Annotated in this window: 19 protein-coding genes and 2 tRNA genes; 9 read left to right on the forward strand and 12 right to left on the reverse strand. The window is 71.4% G+C overall.

Annotation, left to right across the window (positions count from 1 at the left end):
• Positions 1–27 precede the first annotated feature (27 nt).
• From ACYVNR_RS09580 to ACYVNR_RS09595, 4 genes are all read left to right on the forward strand, one after another.
• The gene (locus ACYVNR_RS09580; RefSeq protein WP_045193220.1) at positions 28–1,257 is read left to right on the forward strand and encodes a deoxyguanosinetriphosphate triphosphohydrolase; all 1,230 of its coding nucleotides are present in this window, start codon (positions 28–30) and stop codon (positions 1,255–1,257) included.
• A 51-nt stretch (positions 1,258–1,308) separates the two neighbouring features.
• Positions 1,309–3,237 carry a DNA primase gene (gene dnaG, locus ACYVNR_RS09585; protein WP_461047868.1) on the forward strand — a complete coding sequence of 643 codons (1,929 nt, stop codon included), beginning with the start codon at positions 1,309–1,311 and terminating at the stop codon, positions 3,235–3,237.
• On the forward strand, positions 3,237–3,755 hold the full coding sequence (locus ACYVNR_RS09590) for a hypothetical protein (protein WP_045193217.1): 519 nt from the start codon (positions 3,237–3,239) through the stop codon (positions 3,753–3,755). The genes dnaG and ACYVNR_RS09590 overlap by 1 nt, the downstream gene beginning before the upstream one ends.
• 105 nt (positions 3,756–3,860) lie before the next feature.
• Positions 3,861–3,933, forward strand: a tRNA-Asn gene (locus ACYVNR_RS09595).
• Between the two features lie 122 nt (positions 3,934–4,055).
• Here ACYVNR_RS09595 and ACYVNR_RS09600 read toward each other — a convergent pair.
• The 6 genes from ACYVNR_RS09600 to ACYVNR_RS09625 all read right to left on the reverse strand — a co-directional run bounded on the left by ACYVNR_RS09600 (position 4,056) and on the right by ACYVNR_RS09625 (position 9,748).
• Entirely contained in the window at positions 4,056–4,991 is a 936-nt protein-coding gene (locus tag ACYVNR_RS09600; RefSeq protein WP_045193215.1) for an amino acid ABC transporter permease, read from the reverse strand.
• The gene (locus ACYVNR_RS09605) at positions 4,988–5,665 is read right to left on the reverse strand and encodes an amino acid ABC transporter permease (protein WP_045193214.1); all 678 of its coding nucleotides are present in this window, start codon (positions 5,663–5,665) and stop codon (positions 4,988–4,990) included. The genes ACYVNR_RS09600 and ACYVNR_RS09605 overlap by 4 nt, the downstream gene beginning before the upstream one ends.
• A gap of 80 nt (positions 5,666–5,745) precedes the next feature.
• Entirely contained in the window at positions 5,746–6,591 is an 846-nt protein-coding gene (locus ACYVNR_RS09610) for a glutamate ABC transporter substrate-binding protein (protein WP_045193213.1), read from the reverse strand.
• A gap of 67 nt (positions 6,592–6,658) precedes the next feature.
• The gene (locus tag ACYVNR_RS09615; protein ID WP_458803584.1) at positions 6,659–7,387 is read right to left on the reverse strand and encodes an amino acid ABC transporter ATP-binding protein; all 729 of its coding nucleotides are present in this window, start codon (positions 7,385–7,387) and stop codon (positions 6,659–6,661) included.
• A 195-nt stretch (positions 7,388–7,582) separates the two neighbouring features.
• Positions 7,583–9,136 carry a M23 family metallopeptidase gene (locus ACYVNR_RS09620; RefSeq protein ID WP_461047869.1) on the reverse strand — a complete coding sequence of 518 codons (1,554 nt, stop codon included), beginning with the start codon at positions 9,134–9,136 and terminating at the stop codon, positions 7,583–7,585.
• Between the two features lie 538 nt (positions 9,137–9,674).
• Positions 9,675–9,748, reverse strand: a tRNA-Ile gene (locus tag ACYVNR_RS09625).
• A gap of 163 nt (positions 9,749–9,911) precedes the next feature.
• On the opposite strand from ACYVNR_RS09625, the gene ACYVNR_RS09630 reads away from it, so the two are divergent.
• The 5 genes from ACYVNR_RS09630 to ACYVNR_RS09650 all read left to right on the forward strand — a co-directional run bounded on the left by ACYVNR_RS09630 (position 9,912) and on the right by ACYVNR_RS09650 (position 12,313).
• Positions 9,912–10,253: a bifunctional 3-phenylpropionate/cinnamic acid dioxygenase ferredoxin subunit gene (locus tag ACYVNR_RS09630; protein WP_045193249.1), complete on the forward strand. Its 342-nt coding sequence runs from the start codon at positions 9,912–9,914 to the stop codon at positions 10,251–10,253.
• A 160-nt stretch (positions 10,254–10,413) separates the two neighbouring features.
• Complete coding sequence (locus tag ACYVNR_RS09635) at positions 10,414–10,929, forward strand: DUF3145 domain-containing protein (protein WP_082081174.1); 516 nt, start codon at positions 10,414–10,416, stop codon at positions 10,927–10,929.
• 247 nt (positions 10,930–11,176) lie between these two features.
• Complete coding sequence (locus tag ACYVNR_RS09640) at positions 11,177–11,323, forward strand: hypothetical protein (protein ID WP_458800048.1); 147 nt, start codon at positions 11,177–11,179, stop codon at positions 11,321–11,323.
• A 108-nt stretch (positions 11,324–11,431) separates the two neighbouring features.
• The gene (locus ACYVNR_RS09645; protein WP_045193268.1) at positions 11,432–11,926 is read left to right on the forward strand and encodes an HNH endonuclease; all 495 of its coding nucleotides are present in this window, start codon (positions 11,432–11,434) and stop codon (positions 11,924–11,926) included.
• Between the two features lie 18 nt (positions 11,927–11,944).
• Positions 11,945–12,313 carry a WhiB family transcriptional regulator gene (locus tag ACYVNR_RS09650; protein ID WP_458800050.1) on the forward strand — a complete coding sequence of 123 codons (369 nt, stop codon included), beginning with the start codon at positions 11,945–11,947 and terminating at the stop codon, positions 12,311–12,313.
• Between the two features lie 188 nt (positions 12,314–12,501).
• Here the strand turns inward: ACYVNR_RS09650 and fabF are convergent, their stop codons facing one another.
• The 6 genes from fabF to ACYVNR_RS09680 all read right to left on the reverse strand — a co-directional run bounded on the left by fabF (position 12,502) and on the right by ACYVNR_RS09680 (position 18,497).
• Positions 12,502–13,752 carry a beta-ketoacyl-ACP synthase II gene (gene fabF / locus ACYVNR_RS09655; RefSeq protein ID WP_045193251.1) on the reverse strand — a complete coding sequence of 417 codons (1,251 nt, stop codon included), beginning with the start codon at positions 13,750–13,752 and terminating at the stop codon, positions 12,502–12,504.
• Positions 13,753–13,889: 137 nt separating this feature from the next.
• A complete protein-coding gene (locus tag ACYVNR_RS09660; protein ID WP_045193252.1) occupies positions 13,890–14,138 on the reverse strand; it encodes an acyl carrier protein in 249 nt (82 codons plus the stop codon).
• Between the two features lie 117 nt (positions 14,139–14,255).
• A complete protein-coding gene (locus ACYVNR_RS09665) occupies positions 14,256–15,308 on the reverse strand; it encodes a beta-ketoacyl-ACP synthase III (RefSeq protein ID WP_458800052.1) in 1,053 nt (350 codons plus the stop codon).
• A gap of 165 nt (positions 15,309–15,473) precedes the next feature.
• Entirely contained in the window at positions 15,474–16,403 is a 930-nt protein-coding gene (locus tag ACYVNR_RS09670) for an ACP S-malonyltransferase (RefSeq protein WP_461047870.1), read from the reverse strand.
• A gap of 46 nt (positions 16,404–16,449) precedes the next feature.
• The gene (locus tag ACYVNR_RS09675) at positions 16,450–17,712 is read right to left on the reverse strand and encodes a PucR family transcriptional regulator (RefSeq protein WP_461047871.1); all 1,263 of its coding nucleotides are present in this window, start codon (positions 17,710–17,712) and stop codon (positions 16,450–16,452) included.
• A 68-nt stretch (positions 17,713–17,780) separates the two neighbouring features.
• Entirely contained in the window at positions 17,781–18,497 is a 717-nt protein-coding gene (locus ACYVNR_RS09680; protein ID WP_461047872.1) for a class I SAM-dependent methyltransferase, read from the reverse strand.
• Positions 18,498–18,512 lie beyond the last annotated feature (15 nt).

Below are 18,512 nucleotides of genomic sequence, written 5' to 3' on the forward strand. Positions count from 1 at the left end.
TGGGGGCGTCCCGCATAGAGTTCCGCTGTGGGCTACGAGGGTCGGGACCGGGAGCGCTGGGTCGCGGAGGACCCTGCCCAGAAGCGGGCCGACCGCGACGACTTCGCCCGGGACCGGGCGCGGGTCGTGCACTCCTCCGCGCTGCGCCGGCTCGCGGCCAAGACCCAGGTGCTCGCGCCGGGTCACGACGACTTCGTGCGCAACCGCCTCACCCACTCGCTCGAGGTCGCACAGATCGGGCGCGAGTTCGGTGCGGTGCTCGGGTGCGACGCCGACCTCGTCGACACGGCCTGCCTCTCGCACGACCTCGGCCACCCGCCGTTCGGTCACAACGGTGAGACGGCGCTCGACGAGATCGCCTCTGCAATCGGTGGATTCGAGGGCAACGCGCAGACGCTGCGCATCCTGACGCGACTCGAGGCGAAGCGCGCCCACCAGGACGGGACGCCCGCCGGCCTGAACCTCACCCGTGCGAGCCTCGACGCCACGACGAAGTACCCCTGGGCCAGAGGTGACGGTCCCTACGAGACAACCAAGTTCGGCGTCTACCCCTCGGACCTGCCTGTCTTCCAGTGGATCCGCGACGGTGCCCGACCGCGCGACCGGTGTCTCGAGGCCGAGGTCATGGACTGGTCCGACGACGTCGCCTACTCCGTGCACGACGTCGAAGACGCCATCGCGTCCGGCTGGATCGACCCGCGCGTGCTGCACTCGCGCGACCTCACAGACGTCATCGACGTCGCCGGCCGCACCTACGCGCCCGACCTGGGTGCCGATGCCCTCGGGGCGGCGCTGGAACGCCTGATCGCCTCCGGGGCGGTGCCCACGGCATACGACGGCTCGCGCAGCGACCTCGCTCGCCTCAAGGACATGACGAGCCGCCTCATCGGCCACTTCGTGTCCGTCGTCGAGAACGCCACCCGGGAGCGGCACGGACCGGGTGAGCTGTGCCGGTTCGAGGCCGACCTGGTCGTCCCAGACGACACCAGGGCCGAGTGCTCCGTGCTCAAGGCCATCGCCAACCACTTCGTCATGACCACCGACGAGCGCCTGTCGGTGATGTCGGGGCAGCGGGAGGTCGTGCGCGACCTCGTGGAGGCGTATGCCGTGCGGCCCGACGAGCGCCTCGACGCCGCCTTCCGTGCCGATCACGAGAGCGCCGTCGACGACGCCGAACGGCTACGGGTCGTCGTCGACCAGGTGGCCTCGCTGACCGACGTCCGGGCTCTCGCTCTCCACGGCCAGTGGTGCCGCTGACCGGGAGCGGGCGGGCGACGAACTAGGATCACGGGCAGCGACAGGAGGCAGATGGCTGGGCTGATCAACAGCGAGGACATCGCGGCGGTCAAGGCGCGGTCGTCCATCGAGGACGTCGTGCGCGAGCACGTGACCCTGCGCTCCGCCGGCCCCGGCTCGCTGAAGGGCCTCTGCCCGTTCCACGACGAGAAGACGCCGTCGTTCAACATCCGGCCCGCCGTGGGCGCCTGGCACTGCTTCGGCTGCCAGGAGGGTGGTGACGTCATCTCCTTCGTCCAGAAGATCGACCACCTCACCTTCTCCGAGGCCGTCGAGCGGCTCGCGCAGAAGCTCGGCATGGAGCTGCGCTACGAGGACGGCCAGCGCCCCCGCGAGGAGGGCCTCGGACGCCGCAGCAGGCTCATCGAGGCGCACCGTGTCGCCGAGGAGTACTACACCGACCAGCTGCTCAACGGCCAGGGACCGGCCCGTCAGGGACGCGACTTCCTCAGGGCGCGCGACTTCAACAGCGCCCACGTGAAGCAGTTCGGCATCGGCTTCGCGCCGCGCGGGGGAGAGGACCTCGTCCGTCACCTGCGGGCCAAGGGCTTCACCGACGACGAGCTCGTCACCGGCGGTCTCGCGGGGCGCGGTGCCCGCGGCCTCTACGACCGGTTCCGCGGCCGGCTGGTCTGGCCGATCCGCGACATCACCGGCGACACCGTCGGCTTCGGCGCTCGTCGCCTCTTCGACGACGACCGCATCGAGGCCAAGTACCTCAACACCTCCGAGACGCCGATCTACAAGAAGTCGACCGTGCTCTACGGCCTCGACCTCGCGAAGAAGAAGATCTCGCAGGGCCGGGAGGCCGTCGTCGTCGAGGGCTACACCGACGTCATGGCCTGCCACCTCGCCGGTGTCGAGACTGCCGTCGCCACGTGCGGCACGGCCTTCGGCGCCGAGCACATCAAGCTGCTACGCCGCCTCATGCGCGACGAGGCGGGCCTCGCCCCGGCCAAGGTGATCTTCACCTTCGACGGAGACGCCGCAGGTCAGAAGGCGGCGATGCGGGCCTTCGCCGACGACGAGAAGTGGACCTCGCAGTCCTTCGTCGCCGTCGAGAAGTCGGGCAAGGACCCCTGCGAGCTACGCCAGTCCGGAGGCGACCCGGCCGTCCAGGCCCTCATCGAGGACGCCGTGCCGATGTTCGAGTTCGCGGCCCGGACGACGATCAAGCGCTTCGACCTCGCCACCGCCGAGGGCCGCATCCAGGCCGTGCGAGCCGTCGCTCCGATCGTCGCGTCGATCCGCGACCGGTCGCTGCAGCCGGAGTACACCCGCGAGATCTCGGGCATGCTCGGCCTGGACGTCGAGCAGGTGGCCTCCGAGGTGGCGCGGGCCGGCAAGCTCAAGGTGGACGACGCGCCGCGCTCGCCGGGCGAGCGGGGCGGCCGCGACGATGTGGCCGAGCCCTCTGCGGGGGAGTCGGGGGCCGGCCTGCCCGTCCCGGACCGCCGCGACCCCGTGGTGCTCGCCGAGCGGCAGCTGCTCCAGGTGCTGCTCCAGTTCCCGACGGTGTTCAAGCCGGGGGCGATCGACCTCCTGACGCCCGACGCCTTCTCCGCACCGGCGCACCGCGCCGTCTTCGACGGCGTGCGCATCGCGCACCACGCCGGCGACATGGCCAACGCCCGGGCCTGGATGTCGGCGGTCACCGAGGCGGCGCCTTCACCCGTGGGCGGCCTCGTCAGCGAGCTCGCGGTCGACACGCTGCCGACCCGGATGGACCCCAACACCGGCCTGCCCACCTCGCGCTACGTCGACGAGCTCTTCGACCGGGTCCGCACGATCGCCCTCACGCGACGCATCGCCGACGCGGTGAGCGAGATGCGTCGCCTCGACCACGCCGAGACGCCAGCCCCCGAGCGCACGCGCGAGCTGGGCATGGAGCTGCAGACCCTCCAGCGCGAGCTCGCGGCGATCAAGGCGGGGATGGGCTGATGCCGCTGTTCGAGCGACGTCGTCGCCCTGCGCTGCCGGCCGCGGTCCGTGCCGCGGTGCCGCTCGAGGGCGCCGAGTCGGTGCTGGCGTGGGCTCGCGACGACCTGACCGACGGACACGTCGTCGCCACGACCCACCATCTGGCCTTCGTCGGACCCGACGGCACGCTGGCGTGGCGCCGGCCTTGGCACGAGGCCGAGACGGGCACGTGGCAGGGCGAGAGCTCGCTCCTGACCGTCACGTGGGCCGACCGGTCGCCGGCCGTCCAGTGGCGCCTCAGCGAGCCCTCACTGGTGCAGCAGACGCTGCGAGAGCGCCTCCAGGCCAGCGTCGTGCTGTCCGACGAGTTCCGCGCCCCGAACCGGCGCACCGTGCGCGTCGTCATCCGTCAGGACCTCGCGACCGGCGGCCTGGTGGAGCAGACCATCCCCGGCAAGGGGGTCGACCTGAGCGACCCGCGCGTGGCCGCTGAAGCTGCCGAGCGGCTGGCCCGGCTCCGCTCCGAAGTGGGCCTCTGAGGGAGCGCCGACGCCCGCGCGACGCCTGCCGAAGGGTGTCTGCACGACCCGCCGATCCCGATTTCTTGTCGCCGCTGATGCTTTGCTATGGTTGCGCAGCAGCATTCCCCTGTAGCTCAATTGGCAGAGCAGCCGGCTGTTAACCGGCAGGTTATTGGTTCGAGTCCAATCGGGGGAGCACAGCACGAGAAGGGCCCCGACACCACTGGTGTCGGGGCCCTTTCTCGGTCTTCTTCTCGGCCCTCGGCGAGGTGGTGCGCACAGGGCGCCCGTACGGTACGCGTACGGGCGCCCTGTGCGTCAGCGTGCCTGGCTCGTCGCGTCGCCGGTGTGCACGCCCCGACCGCCGAGACCGTCGGTGGGGGCGTCCGCCGTCCCGGGCCCGGCAACGCCGGTCGCCGGTCCCGCCTTGCGGGGCCCACGACCTCGTCGGTTGAGGCGGCGCTCGAGCCGGCCCGCGAGAACCGTCAGACCGAAGTTGATCGCGATGAAGACGACGGCCGCGAGGATGTACGCGGGGATGACCGTCGCGTACGCCGTGCCCATGTCGCGCATGCTCTGGAGCAGCTCCGGATAGGTGATGGCCGCACCCAGCGCGCTGTCCTTGAGGATGACGACGATCTGGCTGATCAGGGCCGGCAACATGGCCGTCAGCGCCTGGGGCAGCTGGATCGACCGGAGCGTCTGCGACGCCGTGAGCCCGATGGACAGTCCGGCCTCGGACTGCCCCTTGGGCAACCCGTAGACGCCCGAACGGACGAGCTCGGCGATGACCGAGCCGTTGTAGAGGGTCAGGGCGATGACGACCGCCATGAACGAGTTGAGGCTGGCCACGAAGATGTTGTTGAACGCGAACAGCTGGAAAAGGAAGTACATCATCAGCAGCACCGGGACCGCGCGGAAGAACTCCACGATGATGCCGCTGACCCAGCGGATGGCACGGTTCTGCGAGAGCCGGCCCATGCCGAAGAGGATGCCGAAGACCATGGCTGCCACGATCGAGACGGCAGCCGCCTTGAGCGTGTTGATCAGACCGGGGACGACGTATGCCGTCCACACCTCCGGGTCGACGAGGGGCTGCCACAGCGCGCCGGTCAGCTGGCCCTGAGCGCCCAGCTTCCACACCACGCCGGCCAGCGTGGCCGCGAGAAGCACGAACCCGAACGCCGTGAGGATGGCGTGACGGCGCCGGGCGCGAGGCCCCGGCGCGTCGAACAGGACGTTCTGGGCGCTCATCGCTTCACCGCCAGGCGACGCGAGAGGGACGTGAAGAGCAGGCCGACGGGCAACGTCAGGATGACGAAGCCGAGCGCGAACACGAGGAACACCGCCACGCTCGCCGTCTCGTTCTCGATGATGACCTTCATCAGTGCTGATGCCTCCGCGACTCCGATGACCGAGGCCACGGTGGTGTTCTTGGTGAGGGCGATGAGGACGGAACCGAGCGGGGCGATCGCTCCCCGGAACGCCTGCGGCAGGATCACCTCGCGCAGGCTCTGTCCGAAGGTCAGCCCGATCGAGCGGGCCGCCTCGGCCTGGCCGAGCGGCACCGTGTTGAAGCCGCTGCGCAGCGCCTCGCACACGAACGCCGCGTGGTAGACCGCGAGAGCCACCATCGCCCAGCGGATCGCGTTGTCGCGCAGCGAGGTCGCCGAGTTCGGGTCGACCAGGTTGATCTGCAGCACGATCCCCACGCCCGCGAGCGAGAAGAAGACGATGAGGGTCAGCGGGGTGTTGCGCACGACGTTGACGTAGAACGCGCCCAGCCTGCGCAGCACCGCGACCGGCGAGACGCGCATGATCGCGAGGACCGTGCCGATGACGAGGGCACCGATCGCCGAGAAGAACGTCAGCTTGATGGTCATCCAGAAGGCGGCGAGGATGTCGTACTTCTCGAGGACGTCGAACATGTCCCTCCTTCAGGCACAAGGGATCTGGCCCGCGCAAGCCGCGGCGCCGGGTGGCGCCGCGGCTTGCGCGCGGCGAGGGATCAGGAGCAGGCGTCCGGAGTGGGCGGGTTGCCCGCACCCGGCTTGTAGCCGGCCGGCCCGAGGTTGGCGTCGAGCGCCTTCTGCCACGAGCCGTCGCTGATCATCTTCTTGATGGCGTCGGTGATCTTGGTGCACTGGGCGGTGTCGCCCTTCTTGAGGCCGATGCCGTAGTTCTCCTTGGAGAACGGCTTGCCGACGACCTTGAACTTGCCCTTGTACTGCTCCTGCGCGGCGTAGCCGGCGAGGATCGTGTCGTCGGTGGTGAGGGCGTCGACGCCACCGGTCTGCAGGGCGGGCAGGCACTCGGAGTACGTGCCGAACTCCTGGAGCTGCACGCCGGGGTACTGCTTCTTGACCTTCTGGGCCGACGTCGAGCCGGTGACCGAGCACAGCTTCTTGCCGTCGAGGGCGTCGGGGCCCGTGATCGTCGCGTCGTCGGCGCGGACGAGGAGGTCCTGGCCGGCGATGAAGTACGGGCCGGCGAAGCTGACCTTCTCCTTGCGGGCATCGGTGATGGAGTACGTCGCGACGACGAAGTCCACCTGGCCGGTCTGGATGAGCGTCTCGCGCTGGGCGCTGGGCGCCTGGACCCACGTGATGTTGTCCTCGGACGTGCCGAGCTCCTTGGCGACGTACTTGGCGACCTCGACGTCGAAGCCGCTGTACTCGTTGCCCTTCTTGAGGCCCATGCCGGGCTGGTCGAACTTGATGCCGATCTTGAGGCCGCCGCCGCCGCCTCCGCCGGTGCCTCCGCTGCCTCCGCTGGGCTGACCGGATCCACACGCGGCGAGCGTGAGGGCGAGCGTCGCTGCCGCCGCGACGGCTCCGAGTCGTCGTGCCTTCATTGGGGTTCCTCCCTGGTGGTTGCTCACGGCGCGCAGTCCTGCGCGCCGCTACCTGTCGTCAGCTGGTTCAGTGGGTGAGGATCTTGCCGAGGAAGTCCTTGGCGCGATCGCTCTTGGGGTTGGTGAAGAACTCCTGCGGGGTTCCGACCTCGACGATCTGGCCGTCGGCCATGAAGACCACCCGGTCGGCCGCCTTGCGGGCGAACCCCATCTCGTGGGTGACGACGATCATCGTCATCCCCTCCTTGGCGAGGCCGACCATGACGTCGAGCACCTCGTTGACCATCTCGGGGTCGAGGGCCGAGGTGGGCTCGTCGAACAGCATGACCTTGGGCCCCATCGCGAGCGAGCGCGCGATGGCCACGCGCTGCTGCTGGCCGCCGGAGAGCTGTGCGGGGTACTTCTCGGCCTGCGCCTCGACCCCGACCCGCTTGAGCAGGTCGCTCGCGAGCTTGTCGGCGTCGGCCTTGGACTTCTTGCGCACCTTCATCGGCCCGAGGGTCACGTTGTCGCGGATCGTCTTGTGCGCGAAGAGGTTGAAGGACTGGAACACCATGCCGACGTCGGCGCGCAGCTGTGCCAGCGGCTTGCCTTCCTCGGGCAGGGCCTTGCCGTCGATCGAGATCGTGCCGGCCTCGATGGTCTCGAGGCGGTTGATGGCCCGGCACAGCGTCGACTTGCCCGAGCCGGAGGGGCCGAGCACGACGACGACCTCACCCTTGCCGACCGTGAGGTTGATGTCGCGCAGCACGTGCAGGTCACCGAAGTGCTTGTTGACGCCCTCGATGACGACCATCGGGTCACGGGGCTCGTCGGGGGTCCGATCGCTCGTCGCCGCAGCGTCGGTTCTCACGTCGTCCATCCCGGAAACCTATCGGCTCCCGCGGTCGTGCTGCACCCAAGCGCGCCGAGCGTGCTCGAATCGTGAGGACAGCGGCCCCACGCGCACAGCGAGGAAGGCGGCTCTCGGAGCCGCCTTCCTCACTGTGGTTCAGGCGCCGGAGGCCGTCGGGGCCGGCGGATCCGTGGGGACGGGGCCTGTCGTGGCCTCGGGCGCCGCAGCCGCTGACTGCGTCGTGGCCGGCGGCGGGTCGCTGGGAGCGGGAGCCGGTGCCGGGTCCGCCGGCACGATCCGTGCCGACGGGGCCACCGCCGGCGGCGGCTCGGGCGCGGGCGCAGGAGCGGGGTCAGCCGGCGCGACCGGAGCGGGGTCAGCGGCCGGGGCCGGTGGCGGTGGCGGTGGCGGGTCGGCTGCCGGTGCGGGCGGCGGGTCGGCCACCGTCGTCGAGGCCGGCGGCGGGTCAGCCGGCGCCGCAGGCGTCGTCGCAGGGGCCGTCGCAGGGGCCGTCGCAGGGGGCGTCGTCGTGGCCGGCGGCTCGGTCGTGGCCGGCGGAGCCGTCGTGGTGTCGGCCGGCGGCGTCGTCGTGGCGGGCGGGGTGGTCGTGCCGGTCGGAGGCGTCGTGGTGCCCGGAGGCGTCGTCGTTCCCGTCGTGGTGCCCGGTGGCGTCGTCGTTCCCGTCGTGGTGCCCGGTGGCGTCGTGGTGCCCGGCGGGGACGTGGTCGTGGACGGGGGCGGCGTCGTCGTGGTCGGCGGCGGCGTGGTCGTGGACGGGGGCGGCGTCGTCGTGGTCGGCGGCGGCGTGGACGTCTGCGTCGGGTGACCCGTCGCGGCCGGCGGCGGCGTCTGGCTGGGCGACGACGGCGGTGTGATCGTCGCGGCCGGGGCCGACGGCACGACCGACGCCTCGGGGATCGGCACGTCGCCGTCCTCGACGGTCTTGACGACACGGCCACCGCGGTCGATGACGAGGTGCGGCACGACGGCATACGGCACGGACGAGGTCGCCGACGGAGCGAAGCCCAGGTAGGGGGCCGGGTCGACGTAGCGGTCGTTGACGATGACGTCGAAGTGCAGGTGGCAGCCCGTGGACCATCCGGTCGTACCGACGAGGCCGATGACCTGGCCCTGGGTGACGTGCTGGCCCTCGGTCACGAGGAACTTCGACTGGTGACCGTAGGCCGTCTTGAGCGTCGGGGTGTGCTCGATGATCGTGCGTCCACCCCACGAGTTGGAGACGCGCGCGTAGATGACGGTGCCGTCGGCCGCTGCGTGGATCGGCGTGCCGCAGTTGGCGGCGAGGTCGATGCCGGTGTGGAACATCGGCCGCCCCAGCACGGGGTGCATGCGCGGTCCGAACGAGGAAGTCTCGCCGCCGGGGACGGGGTGGATGAAGAGAGGGCCTCCTGCGATCGGGGCCGCGATGGCCTCGGCCGTGGCCGGAGCCAGGCTGATCGCCGGGAACATGAAGAGCCCACCGCCCACGGCGCTGGCGAAGGCGGAGTCGACCGGGGCAACGCCGACCGCGGGCGTGCCGGTGGACGCCAGCTCGGCAACCTGGTCGCGGGCCTCCTCGACCACCCCGACGGCGTTCTGCACGGCGGGCTCTCCAGCGGCCAGCAGCACGGCGGCGCGAGGCGACTGGGGCGTGCTGCCACCGAGGAAGGGCAGCAGGGCGAAGAGCACGAGCATGGTGGCAAAGGGCACGAGTCGCCGGCTCATCCTGATGTTCAGGACGAACGGACCCCTGCTCCCGTCGACGTCACGCACCACTGGGCCACCCCCTGGAGGCAAATCTGTTGTCTGTCTCGACCATCTCCCGGCGTACCGGGCCCCCGCAACCGGAAGCTCACGCGGACGACCCCCCGTCCGAACGACCGGTCCTTCAACCATAGGTGGGCCGCCCCGTCGACGGGCGGTTCCAGCAGAATTGCGGCTGCCGTCTGTGACGGGTGTGACTGGTGACGACAATGTCCGGGCTCCTGGCGATCGACACGCGGGCGCTTGCTCCAATCTTGCGCAAACGTCGCGTCCAAAATGTCATGGAACTTGCAGTCCTGCAGGCACTGTGGTGTTCGGAGGGGAAACCGACGCGTGGGGGCTGCGTCGGGTGCAAGGCCGGTCGGGGGACCGGTGGGGTGGAGACGAGGTGGGTTCTGCCGGGGGAGTCGGCGGAACCCACCTCATCGCCGTCCGGGGCTCGACGACTCGTTCTCGGCTCGCTGTCCGTTCGCGGTCGCGTCTGTGGGGCAGCAGGGGCTTGAACCCTGGACCGACGGATTATGAGTCCGCTGCTCTGACCGGCTGAGCTACTGCCCCGCGACCTGGGCGGGCCGGCCACGGCCCGATCGGGTCGCACGGAGTCTAACCATGGCGCGAACCACCACGCGGCCGGCCTTCGGCGGCACCGCCGGCCGGCGTCGAGGCGACACCCTCTAGGCTCGCGCACGACCCCTGAACCCGAGCTCCCAGGACGAAACGCATGAGTGACGGCATCCGCGTGGCTGCGGTCGACGACGTCGAACCCGGCGAGGCCCTCGTGCTCGACACCGACGTCACGGCGACGGACGAGCCGATCTCGCTCTTCCGCGACGACGACGGCACCTACTACGCGCTCGACGACACGTGCTCGCACGAGGACGCCTCGCTCGCCGACGGGTGGATCGAGGCCGGCGAGGTCGAGTGCCCGCTCCACGCGACCCGGTTCTGCCTCGCCGACGGGCAGCCGATGTGCCTGCCCGCGACCAAGCCGGTGCGCACCCACCGGGTGGAGATCAGGGGCGATGAGGTCTACCTCTTCCCCGGGGTGCCACGAGCCTCCTGACCGGACATTTCGGTCAGCGCAACTGCTGGTGCACGTGTGCCCCATGGTGCACAATGGGCGAGTGCTCGAGAGAGCACGCTCGTTCGGCACCACGAGAGACCATTCGGGCTCGAAGTAGCAGGCGTTGGGGAAGACGTCCCTGCAACTTCAGGAGGATCGGATGCCTGTCGCGATGCCGCGCACCACGACACGTGGGGTTCTGTTCGTGCACGGAGCCCCTGCCGCGCTGTGCCCGCACATCACCTGGGCGATCGAAGCCGTCCTCGACCAGCGGGTGACGCTCGACTGGATCCCGCAGCCGGCCGCGCCCCGGCTCGTGCGCACCGAGCTCTCGTGGACCGGCGCCCCCGGCACCGGCGCCGAGCTGGCCAGCGCCCTCCGCGGCTGGGACGGGCTGCGCTACGAGGTGACCGAGGACCCGTCGCAAGGGTGCGACGGCGCCCGCTGGTCCTACACGCCGCGGCTCGGCATCCACCACGCCATGACCTCTGCCTCGGGCGACGCCGTGGTGTCGGAGGAGCGCCTGCGTGAGGCCGTGCTGCGGGCGTGCGGGGACGTGGAGGAGCTCCAGGACGAGATCGACCTGCTCCTCGGCATCCCGTGGGACGAGGAGCTCGAGCCCTTCCGCTACGCGGGCGACGGCGCGCCCGTCCGGTGGCTGCACAAGGTCGGCTGAGTTGGCCGGCACCCACTGAGCCGTGTCCTCCAGCGCGGCTCCGGAGGTGGCGAGGGCCCGGGCGGTTCGTGCTCCCGGGCCCTCGTCGCGTCCCGGGTGCCGGTACGCGGGTCGAGGCCGCCACGACCGCTTCACCGAAAACCGGTGGTCACCGACGAGGTCCGCCTGTCATCATCAACCCGGCCGCGCACCCGTCGCTGCGCGAGACCCACGACCACCGATCACGACGAACCACGGAGACACCGAGATGGCAACGGGAACCAGCACCGACGCGAAGCGCAGCCTGCGCCTCGCCGATGCGACCTACCCGTTCCCGGGTGAGTGCCGCAACCGGCACCCGCGGGCCGTCCGACGGCATCCCCACTGCGACCTCGCCGACGTGCATCGAGCCTGAGGTGCTCCTGCCGACCGAGCCGCCCACCGGGATGACCCCGGTCGGCGGCTCTTTTCGTTGCATCCCATGCGAACCCGTCCCGACGAGACGAGAGAGGAGTGGTCGGTCATGACGCAGGTCGAGGTGTGGAACGCCGACGAGACGCTCCTGCACCGCGTCTCGGTGCGGCACGCCGTCGGCATGATCTGGCGCGGCGTCGCGACGCCGGTGGAGGTCCATCAGACGGCGCGCTTCGGCCCCTACCAGGTGCCCCTCGTCGTCCGGCTCGTGCGCTACGTCGAGCAGAAGTGGCTCTACTCGCGCACCCGGGCGACCTACTCGCGCGAGGGAGTGCTGCTCCGCGACCGCGGGCAGTGCGCCTACTGCGGCCGGTTCACCGCCACCACGATGGACCACGTCCGACCGCGGTCGCGCGGTGGCGCGACCTCGTGGGCCAACGCCGTCGCCGCCTGCGAGTCGTGCAACGCCCGCAAGGGCGACCGCACACCCGAGGAGGCCGGTATGCCGCTGCGCTGGGACCCGTACGTCCCGACGAGGGTGCAGCTGCACTTCGCCCGCGAGGCCACCACCTTCACCGCCCGAGATCCCGTTCCCGTCACGTAGCCCCGGAAGGAGCCCCCGATGACCAGGCACCGCACCATTCGCACCCAGTCCCTCGGTCAGGTCGGGCTCCGACCGACAGCTGCGGCCGCGAACGGCCTCGAGCCGTGGATCTTCCGCGCTGCGACCGAGCACCCGTTCGAGCCCGGCGACGCCGTGCCGCACTGCGCCTCCGCCGATCCTGAGCTGTTCTGGCCGGCGACCGAGGCCGACGTCGCGGCGGCGCAGGCGGTCTGCGGCGGGTGCCCGCTCGCGGAGGCGTGCCTGGCTGTCGGGCGCGAGCGGCTCGAGTGGGGCGTCTGGGGCGGGCAGCTGCTCGCCAAGGGGCGCCCCACGACGGAGCTGCCGGGCAACGTGCGCCCCGAAGCGCACCGGGCCCGCACGGCCTGAGCCCGTATGCCGGGTGGCGCGGTCCCAGCGGCCCGCACCACCCGGCATACGGCAGAGCCACCCTTCGACCTCCGAGCCCGGGTCGAACCTTGCACCGGCTCCTCCGTCGTGCGCGGTGTCGGCAACGCGGAGACGAGCAAGTGCCCACTCGACCGGAGGGTCGAGTGGGCACTTTCCCACCGGGCTCGTCAGATGCTGCGGATCGCGAGGGCGACGTTGTGGCCGCCGAAGCCGAACGAGTTGTTCAGGGCCGCGATGTCGCCGTCGGGCAGCTTCTGGGCCTCGCCCGTGACGACGTTGAGGGGGATCTCGGGGTCCTGCTCGTCGAGGTTGATCGTGGCCGGCACGAGCCGGTTGTAGATCGACTGGATCGTGATGACGGCCTCGAGCGCGCCTGCGGCACCGAGCAGGTGGCCGGTCATCGACTTCGTCGCCGTCACCGAGAGGTTCTCGGTGTGGTCGCCGAAGGCCCGCTTGATCGCGTTGTACTCGGCGACGTCACCGACGGGCGTCGAGGTGGCGTGCGCGTTGATGTGGATGATGTCGGAGAGCGACAGGTCGGCCCTCTCGACGGCGTACGTCATCGCCCGGGCGGCGCCTGACCCGTTGGGCTCCGGGGCCGTGATGTGGTGGGCGTCGGCCGACATGCCGACGCTGGCGAGCTCGGCGTAGATGCGGGCTCCGCGGGCGCGGGCGTGCTCCTCGGACTCGAGCACGATGACGGCGGCGCCCTCACCGAGCACGAAGCCGTCGCGGCCGGTGTCGTAGGGCCGCGAGGCCTTCTCAGGCTCGTCGTTGCGCGTCGACAGGGCCTGCATCGCAGCGAACCCCGCGATCGGCAGGGCGTGCACGGCAGCCTCGGTGCCACCCGCGACGACGACGTCGGCGCGGCCGGTGCGGATCATGTCGATGGCGTAGCCCATGCTCTCGGCGCCGGAGGCACACGCGCTCACCGTGGTGTGGGCGCCGGCGCGGGCGCCGAGGTCGAGCGAGACGGCAGCGGCCGGGCCGTTGGGCATGAGCATCGGCACCGCGAGCGGGTAGACGCGGCGGGGGCCCTTCTCGCGCAGGTTGTCCCACTGGTCGAGGAGGGTCCACACGCCGCCGATGCCGGAGCCGATCGCGGCGCCCAGGCGCTCGGGGTCGACCTCCGGCTTGCCGGCGTCGGCCCACGCCTCGCGCGCGGCGATGAGGGCGTACTGGCTCGACGGGTCGAGGCGCCGGGTCTCGACCTTGGCGAGCACCTCCTCGGGCTTCGTGGCGATGGTCGCCGCGAACGTGACCGGGAGCTCGTACTTGGAGACCCAGTCGAAGTCCATCGGGCGGGCGCCGGAGCGGCCGGCGAGCAGGGCCTCCCAGGTCTCTGCGGCAGTGCCGCCCAGGGGCGTGGTGGCGCCGAGTCCGGTGACCACGACGCGTCGGTCGCGATTGGACGTCATGGTGACGTGCTCCTCTGAGTCGGGGGGTCGTGCTACGTGCTGGCTGAGGGGTGGTGCTGGGGTTGGCTTCCGTATGCCGGCCGGCGGGGCGCTGCCCGCGACGCCGGACGGCATACGGAAGCCGTCTGATCAGATGATCAGGACTGCGCGCCGTTGATGTAGGTGACGGCGTCGCGGACGGTCTTGAGGTTCTTGACCTCGCTGTCGGGGATGCGGACGCCGAACTTCTCCTCGGCGTTGACGACGATCGTCATCATCGAGAGGGAGTCGATGTCGAGGTCCTCGGTGAAGGACTTGTCCATCTCGACGGACGCGGTGTCGAGGCCGGTCTCCTCGTTGACGATCTCTGCAAGACCCTCGAGGATCTCCTGCTCGGACTGAGCCATCTGTCTGCTCCTTGGTTGGTTGTCGGTGGTGCCTTCGTCTGTCATCCGTGACGGATGTCGTGCGTGGCCCGAATGACCCGTCGGGACCTGCGGGAGTGGGTGGATGCCCGTGTCGGCTCAGGGCAGCACGACGACCTGGGCGGCGTAGACGAGCCCGGCACCGAAGCCGATCTGCAGCGCGAGGCCGCCGCTCGGGATCTCCTTCTCGGCGAGCATGCGCGTCGTGGCGATCGGGATGGAGGCGGCCGACGTGTTGGCGGTCGTGACGATGTCGCGGGCCACGGGGATGTCGGCCGGCAGCTTGAGCTGCTTGACCATCGCGTCGATGATGCGGATGTTCGCCTGGTGCGGGATGAAGGCGTCGAGGTCGTCGGCCTTGATGCCGGCCTTGTCGATGGCCTGCTGCGCGACCGGGGCCATGCCCCAGACGGCCCAGCGGAAGACCGTCTGCCCGGCCATGCCGATGGCGGGCCAGACGTTCTTGTCGGCCTGGGCGGCCTGCCAGGACTCGCGCACGTCGGTCCACGCCTGCTTCTGCGTGATCGCGTCGCGCTGCGTGCCGTCGGAGCCCCAGACGGTCGGGCCGATGCCGGGGGTGTCGCTGGGGCCGACGACACAGGCGCCGGCGCCGTCGCCGAAGATGAAGGCGCTGCCGCGGTCGTAGGGGTCGGTGAAGTCGCTCAGCTTCTCGACACCGACGACGAGCACGTAGTCGGCGGAGCCGCCCTTGACCATGTCGCTCGCCATCGCGACGCCGTAGCAGTAGCCGGCGCAGGCCGCCGAGATGTCGAGCGCGGGGGCGGTGGAGCCGAGTCGCGACGCGAGCTCGGGCGCGGCGGCGGGGGTCTGGTAGGGGTGCGTCACGGTCGCGACGAGCACGAAGCCGATCTGCTCGGGGGAGACGCCGGCGTGCTCGAGAGCCTGCCGCGCCGCGTGCTCGGACATGTCGATGACGCTCTCGTCGGGCGCCGCGAAGTGGCGGCTGATGATGCCGGAGCGCTCGCGGATCCACTCGTCGCTCGAGTCGATCTTGTCGACGATCTCGGAGTTCATGACGACACGGGCCGGGCGGTAGGCCCCGACTCCCATGATCCGCGAATGGCGTGGGGCGCCGTTGTCGACGAGGGTGCCGGTGCCCTTGGGTTGGGGAGCGGTGCTGGGGGAGGTCACGTGAGGCCTTCTCGGGAGTGAGGGTTCAGTGGGTCGGGAGGTGGCGCCGCCCGGTGCCGCGGCCGACGGGGTCGCCGCCGGTGCGGTCCGACACCACGAGCCTGCCCCTCATGGGGGTCGCTGCGCCAGTGGTGCGGCAGCGGCGGGTGGCCGTGGTGGGCGCGGTCATGAGCGGTGGGCCTCGACGAGGGCGCGTGCGGCCTCGAGGTCGTCAGGGGTCTTGACGGCGAGGGTCTCGACGCCGGGCATCGCCCGCTTGGCGAGCCCGACGAGGGTGCCGGCCGGGGCGAGCTCGAGCAGGCCGGTGACGCCGAGCGCGAGCATCGTCTCCATGCAGCGATCCCAGCGCACCGGGTTGCTCACCTGGCGGACGAGGCGGTCGACGGTGTCGGGGCCGTCGGCGACCGTGGCCCCGTCGGCGTTGGACAGCAGGCGCAGCGCGGGAGCCGACGGGGTGATGTCTGCCGCGGCCCCGGCGAGGGCCTCGACGGCCGGTGCCATGTGGTGGGTGTGGAAGGCTCCCGCGACCTGGAGCGGGATGACGCGGGCCTTGGCGGGCGGGGCGCCGCGCAGCGCCTCGATCTGCTCGAGCGTGCCTGCGGCGACCACCTGACCGGCGCCGTTGATGTTCGCGGGCGTCAGGCCGTGCGTCTCGAGCGTGGCGAGCACCTCGTCGGGGTCGCCGCCGAGGACGGCCGCCATTCCGGTGGGCGTGACGGCGCCGGCCTCGGCCATGGCGCGGCCGCGCGTGGCGACGAGCGAGAGCGCCTGCTCGTCGGTGACGACACCGGCGAGGGCGGTGGCGGTGAGCTCGCCCACCGAGTGACCGGCGAGGACGGCGCCGGTGGACGTCAGGTCGTCACGCGACGGGAAGAGGGCGCCCGCCGTCACCAGGCCGGCCGCCACGATGAGCGGCTGCGCGACCGCGGTGTCCTTGATCGTGTCGGCATCGGACTCGGTGCCGTGGGCGACGAGGTCGAGGCCAGCGGCCCGACCGAGCGCGGTGAGCCGGTCGCGCACGCCGTCGAGCTCGAGCCACGGGGTGAGGAAGCCGGGGGTCTGGGAGCCCTGTCCTGGGCAGACGATCGCTAGCACGTGTCCAACCTTTCCCGGTTACCGGTGAGGACCTCGCCACCGAATGTCACGAAGTCGATGGAGATAGTTTGGAGGATTCCTCCAAGTCGGCTGTGACGGACGGCATACGCGAGGGGGTGCTCGCGAGGGGCGTCACCGGCGGCGCGCCCGACAGGCGCCCCAGCGCGAGGGCTATGCGCACCGCCCACGCCTCGCGTGGAGTGGTGAGGTCGTAGCCGATGACGTCGGAGATGCGACCGAGGCGGTAGCGCACCGTGTTGGGGTGGACGAACAGCGCGCGAGCGGTCGCCTCGAGCGAGCCGCCCGTCTCGAGGTAGGCCGTTGCCGTCTGCAGCAGCGGGGCGTGGCCCTTGGCACCGAGCGGCCGGTGGATGCGGTCGACGAGCACGCGCCGCGCCGGTGGGTCGCCGGCGAGGGCTCGCTCCGGCAGCAGCGCGTCGGCGTCGAGGATGCGCGGGGCGTCGGGCCAGGCGGCGGCCGCCGACAGCCCGCTCAGGGCCGCTCGGGCCGAGCGGCCTGCCGCGAAGAGGTGCGGCACCGTGGGGCCGAGCACGATCGGACCGGGGCCGAAGCAGTCGACGACCTGCTCCACGACGCGCGAGGCCTCGCGCGTGCCGCCCAGGATCGCGATGAGCCGGGAGCGCTGCACGATGGCGAGGGCCTCCACGCCGTGCTGGCGCACCGACCGGCGCAGGTCGTCGACGGCGGGCACTGCGCCAGTGGCCGTCGACGGGGTGCTCCCCACGACGAACGTGACGTCGGCGACGTCGCCCCAGCCGAGCGCGCTCGCCCTCGACTGCATCGAGTCGTCCGCCTCGCCACGCAGCACGGCGTCGACGACGAGTGCCTCGAGTCGGGCGTCCCACGCGCCCCGAGCCTCGGCCGCGCCGGCGTAGACCTCGGCGGCCGCGAAGGCGATCTCGCGCGAGAAACGCAGCACCGACTCGCGCAGCAGCTGCTCGTCACCCGGCCCGGCGAGGCTCTCCACCCTCGACTCGACGACGTCGACGACGGTGCGCACGAGGTCGAGGGTCTGCCTCAGGCTCACCGAGCGGGTCAGCTCCTGCGGCGCGTTGGCGAAGATCGAGATGGCCGACGGGGAGTGCTCCTCCTCCTGGTGGAACCACGCGATGAACTGCGAGATGCCGGCCTGGGCGACGAGCCCGACCTGCGAGCGCTCCTCGGCGGAGAGCCGGCGGTACCACGCGAGGTTCTCCTCCATGCGGCGTGAGGCCAGCGTCGCGAGCTCGCCGGAGCTGCGCTCGACGGCGCGCGAGGTCTCCTCGCTCGGGTGCTGGGGTCGGGTCACGCCGTCAGCCTAGGCTGCACGCCGCCCCGAGTTTGTATGCCGTTCACAAAGCGGGTGCCTCTGCAGGGTCAGCGGGCGGTCAGGACGGCGGTGCGGCCGGAGTAGGTGCGCGGACCCTCGAAGGGCGGCAGCGCGTCGGCGAGGTGCGGGGCGAAGCTCGCGAGGTAGGCCTGTGCGGAGGCGTGGTCGGCGAAGGTCGCGCGGGTCTCGATGTCGCGCCGGCTGACGGTGGAGAAGTGCCGCCCGAGCACGTCGGCCGCGACCTCCGCGGTGAACTGCGTGACGAGCGGCTCGCCACCGGCCTCGCGCAGCAGGTCGCCCAGGTGCTCCGAGCCGTTCGTCGCGACGTAGAGCGTGCCGCCGTCGCGCAGGACCCGGCGGACCTCGGCCAGGGTCCGGTCGAGGTCCGGCACGTGGTAGAGCATCCAGGCTGCGACGGCGCCGTCGAACGTGGCGTCGGCGAAGGGCAGCGCATCGGCCGACGCCAGGTGCGCGGTCAGCCCCAAGGAACGGGATGCCTCGACCATCGCAGGCGAGAGGTCGGTGGCTACGTAGTCGGTGTGGGGTGACTCGTCGAGCACGGAGCGGGCGAACTGGCCCGCGCCGCAACCGATCTCGATGATCCGGGCGTGCCGTCCGGCCACGACGAGCGTGCGCAGCACGTCGACGGGCGAGACGCCCTCGGGGCCCGGGCCCCAGACGCCGCGTCGGGTGAGCAGGTTGGCGGTGGTCGCGTACTGCTCGGCGACGCGCGTGCTGTCGGTGAGCTCGGTGGCGTGGTCCATGACGGACCACCCTAG

This window comes from Terrabacter koreensis, from assembly GCF_054783315.1.

Excerpts from the sequence above, each read along its gene's own strand:
- ACYVNR_RS09615 (WP_458803584.1), bottom strand. The coding sequence starts at position 7,387 with ATGGTCGTCATCGAGGGCGTCAACAAGCACTTCGGTGACCTGCACGTG.
- fabF (WP_045193251.1), bottom strand. The coding sequence starts at position 13,752 with ATGACGTCCAATCGCGACCGACGCGTCGTGGTCACCGGACTCGGCGCC.
- ACYVNR_RS09600 (WP_045193215.1), bottom strand. The coding sequence starts at position 4,991 with ATGAGCGCCCAGAACGTCCTGTTCGACGCGCCGGGGCCTCGCGCCCGG.
- ACYVNR_RS09590 (WP_045193217.1), top strand. The coding sequence starts at position 3,237 with ATGCCGCTGTTCGAGCGACGTCGTCGCCCTGCGCTGCCGGCCGCGGTC.
- ACYVNR_RS09630 (WP_045193249.1), top strand. The coding sequence starts at position 9,912 with ATGAGTGACGGCATCCGCGTGGCTGCGGTCGACGACGTCGAACCCGGC.
- ACYVNR_RS09650 (WP_458800050.1), top strand. The coding sequence starts at position 11,945 with ATGACCAGGCACCGCACCATTCGCACCCAGTCCCTCGGTCAGGTCGGG.
- ACYVNR_RS09610 (WP_045193213.1), bottom strand. The coding sequence starts at position 6,591 with ATGAAGGCACGACGACTCGGAGCCGTCGCGGCGGCAGCGACGCTCGCC.
- ACYVNR_RS09635 (WP_082081174.1), top strand. The coding sequence starts at position 10,414 with ATGCCTGTCGCGATGCCGCGCACCACGACACGTGGGGTTCTGTTCGTG.
- dnaG (WP_461047868.1), top strand. The coding sequence starts at position 1,309 with ATGGCTGGGCTGATCAACAGCGAGGACATCGCGGCGGTCAAGGCGCGG.
- ACYVNR_RS09660 (WP_045193252.1), bottom strand. The coding sequence starts at position 14,138 with ATGGCTCAGTCCGAGCAGGAGATCCTCGAGGGTCTTGCAGAGATCGTC.
- ACYVNR_RS09645 (WP_045193268.1), top strand. The coding sequence starts at position 11,432 with ATGACGCAGGTCGAGGTGTGGAACGCCGACGAGACGCTCCTGCACCGC.
- ACYVNR_RS09605 (WP_045193214.1), bottom strand. The coding sequence starts at position 5,665 with ATGTTCGACGTCCTCGAGAAGTACGACATCCTCGCCGCCTTCTGGATG.
- ACYVNR_RS09640 (WP_458800048.1), top strand. The coding sequence starts at position 11,177 with ATGGCAACGGGAACCAGCACCGACGCGAAGCGCAGCCTGCGCCTCGCC.
- ACYVNR_RS09680 (WP_461047872.1), bottom strand. The coding sequence starts at position 18,497 with ATGGACCACGCCACCGAGCTCACCGACAGCACGCGCGTCGCCGAGCAG.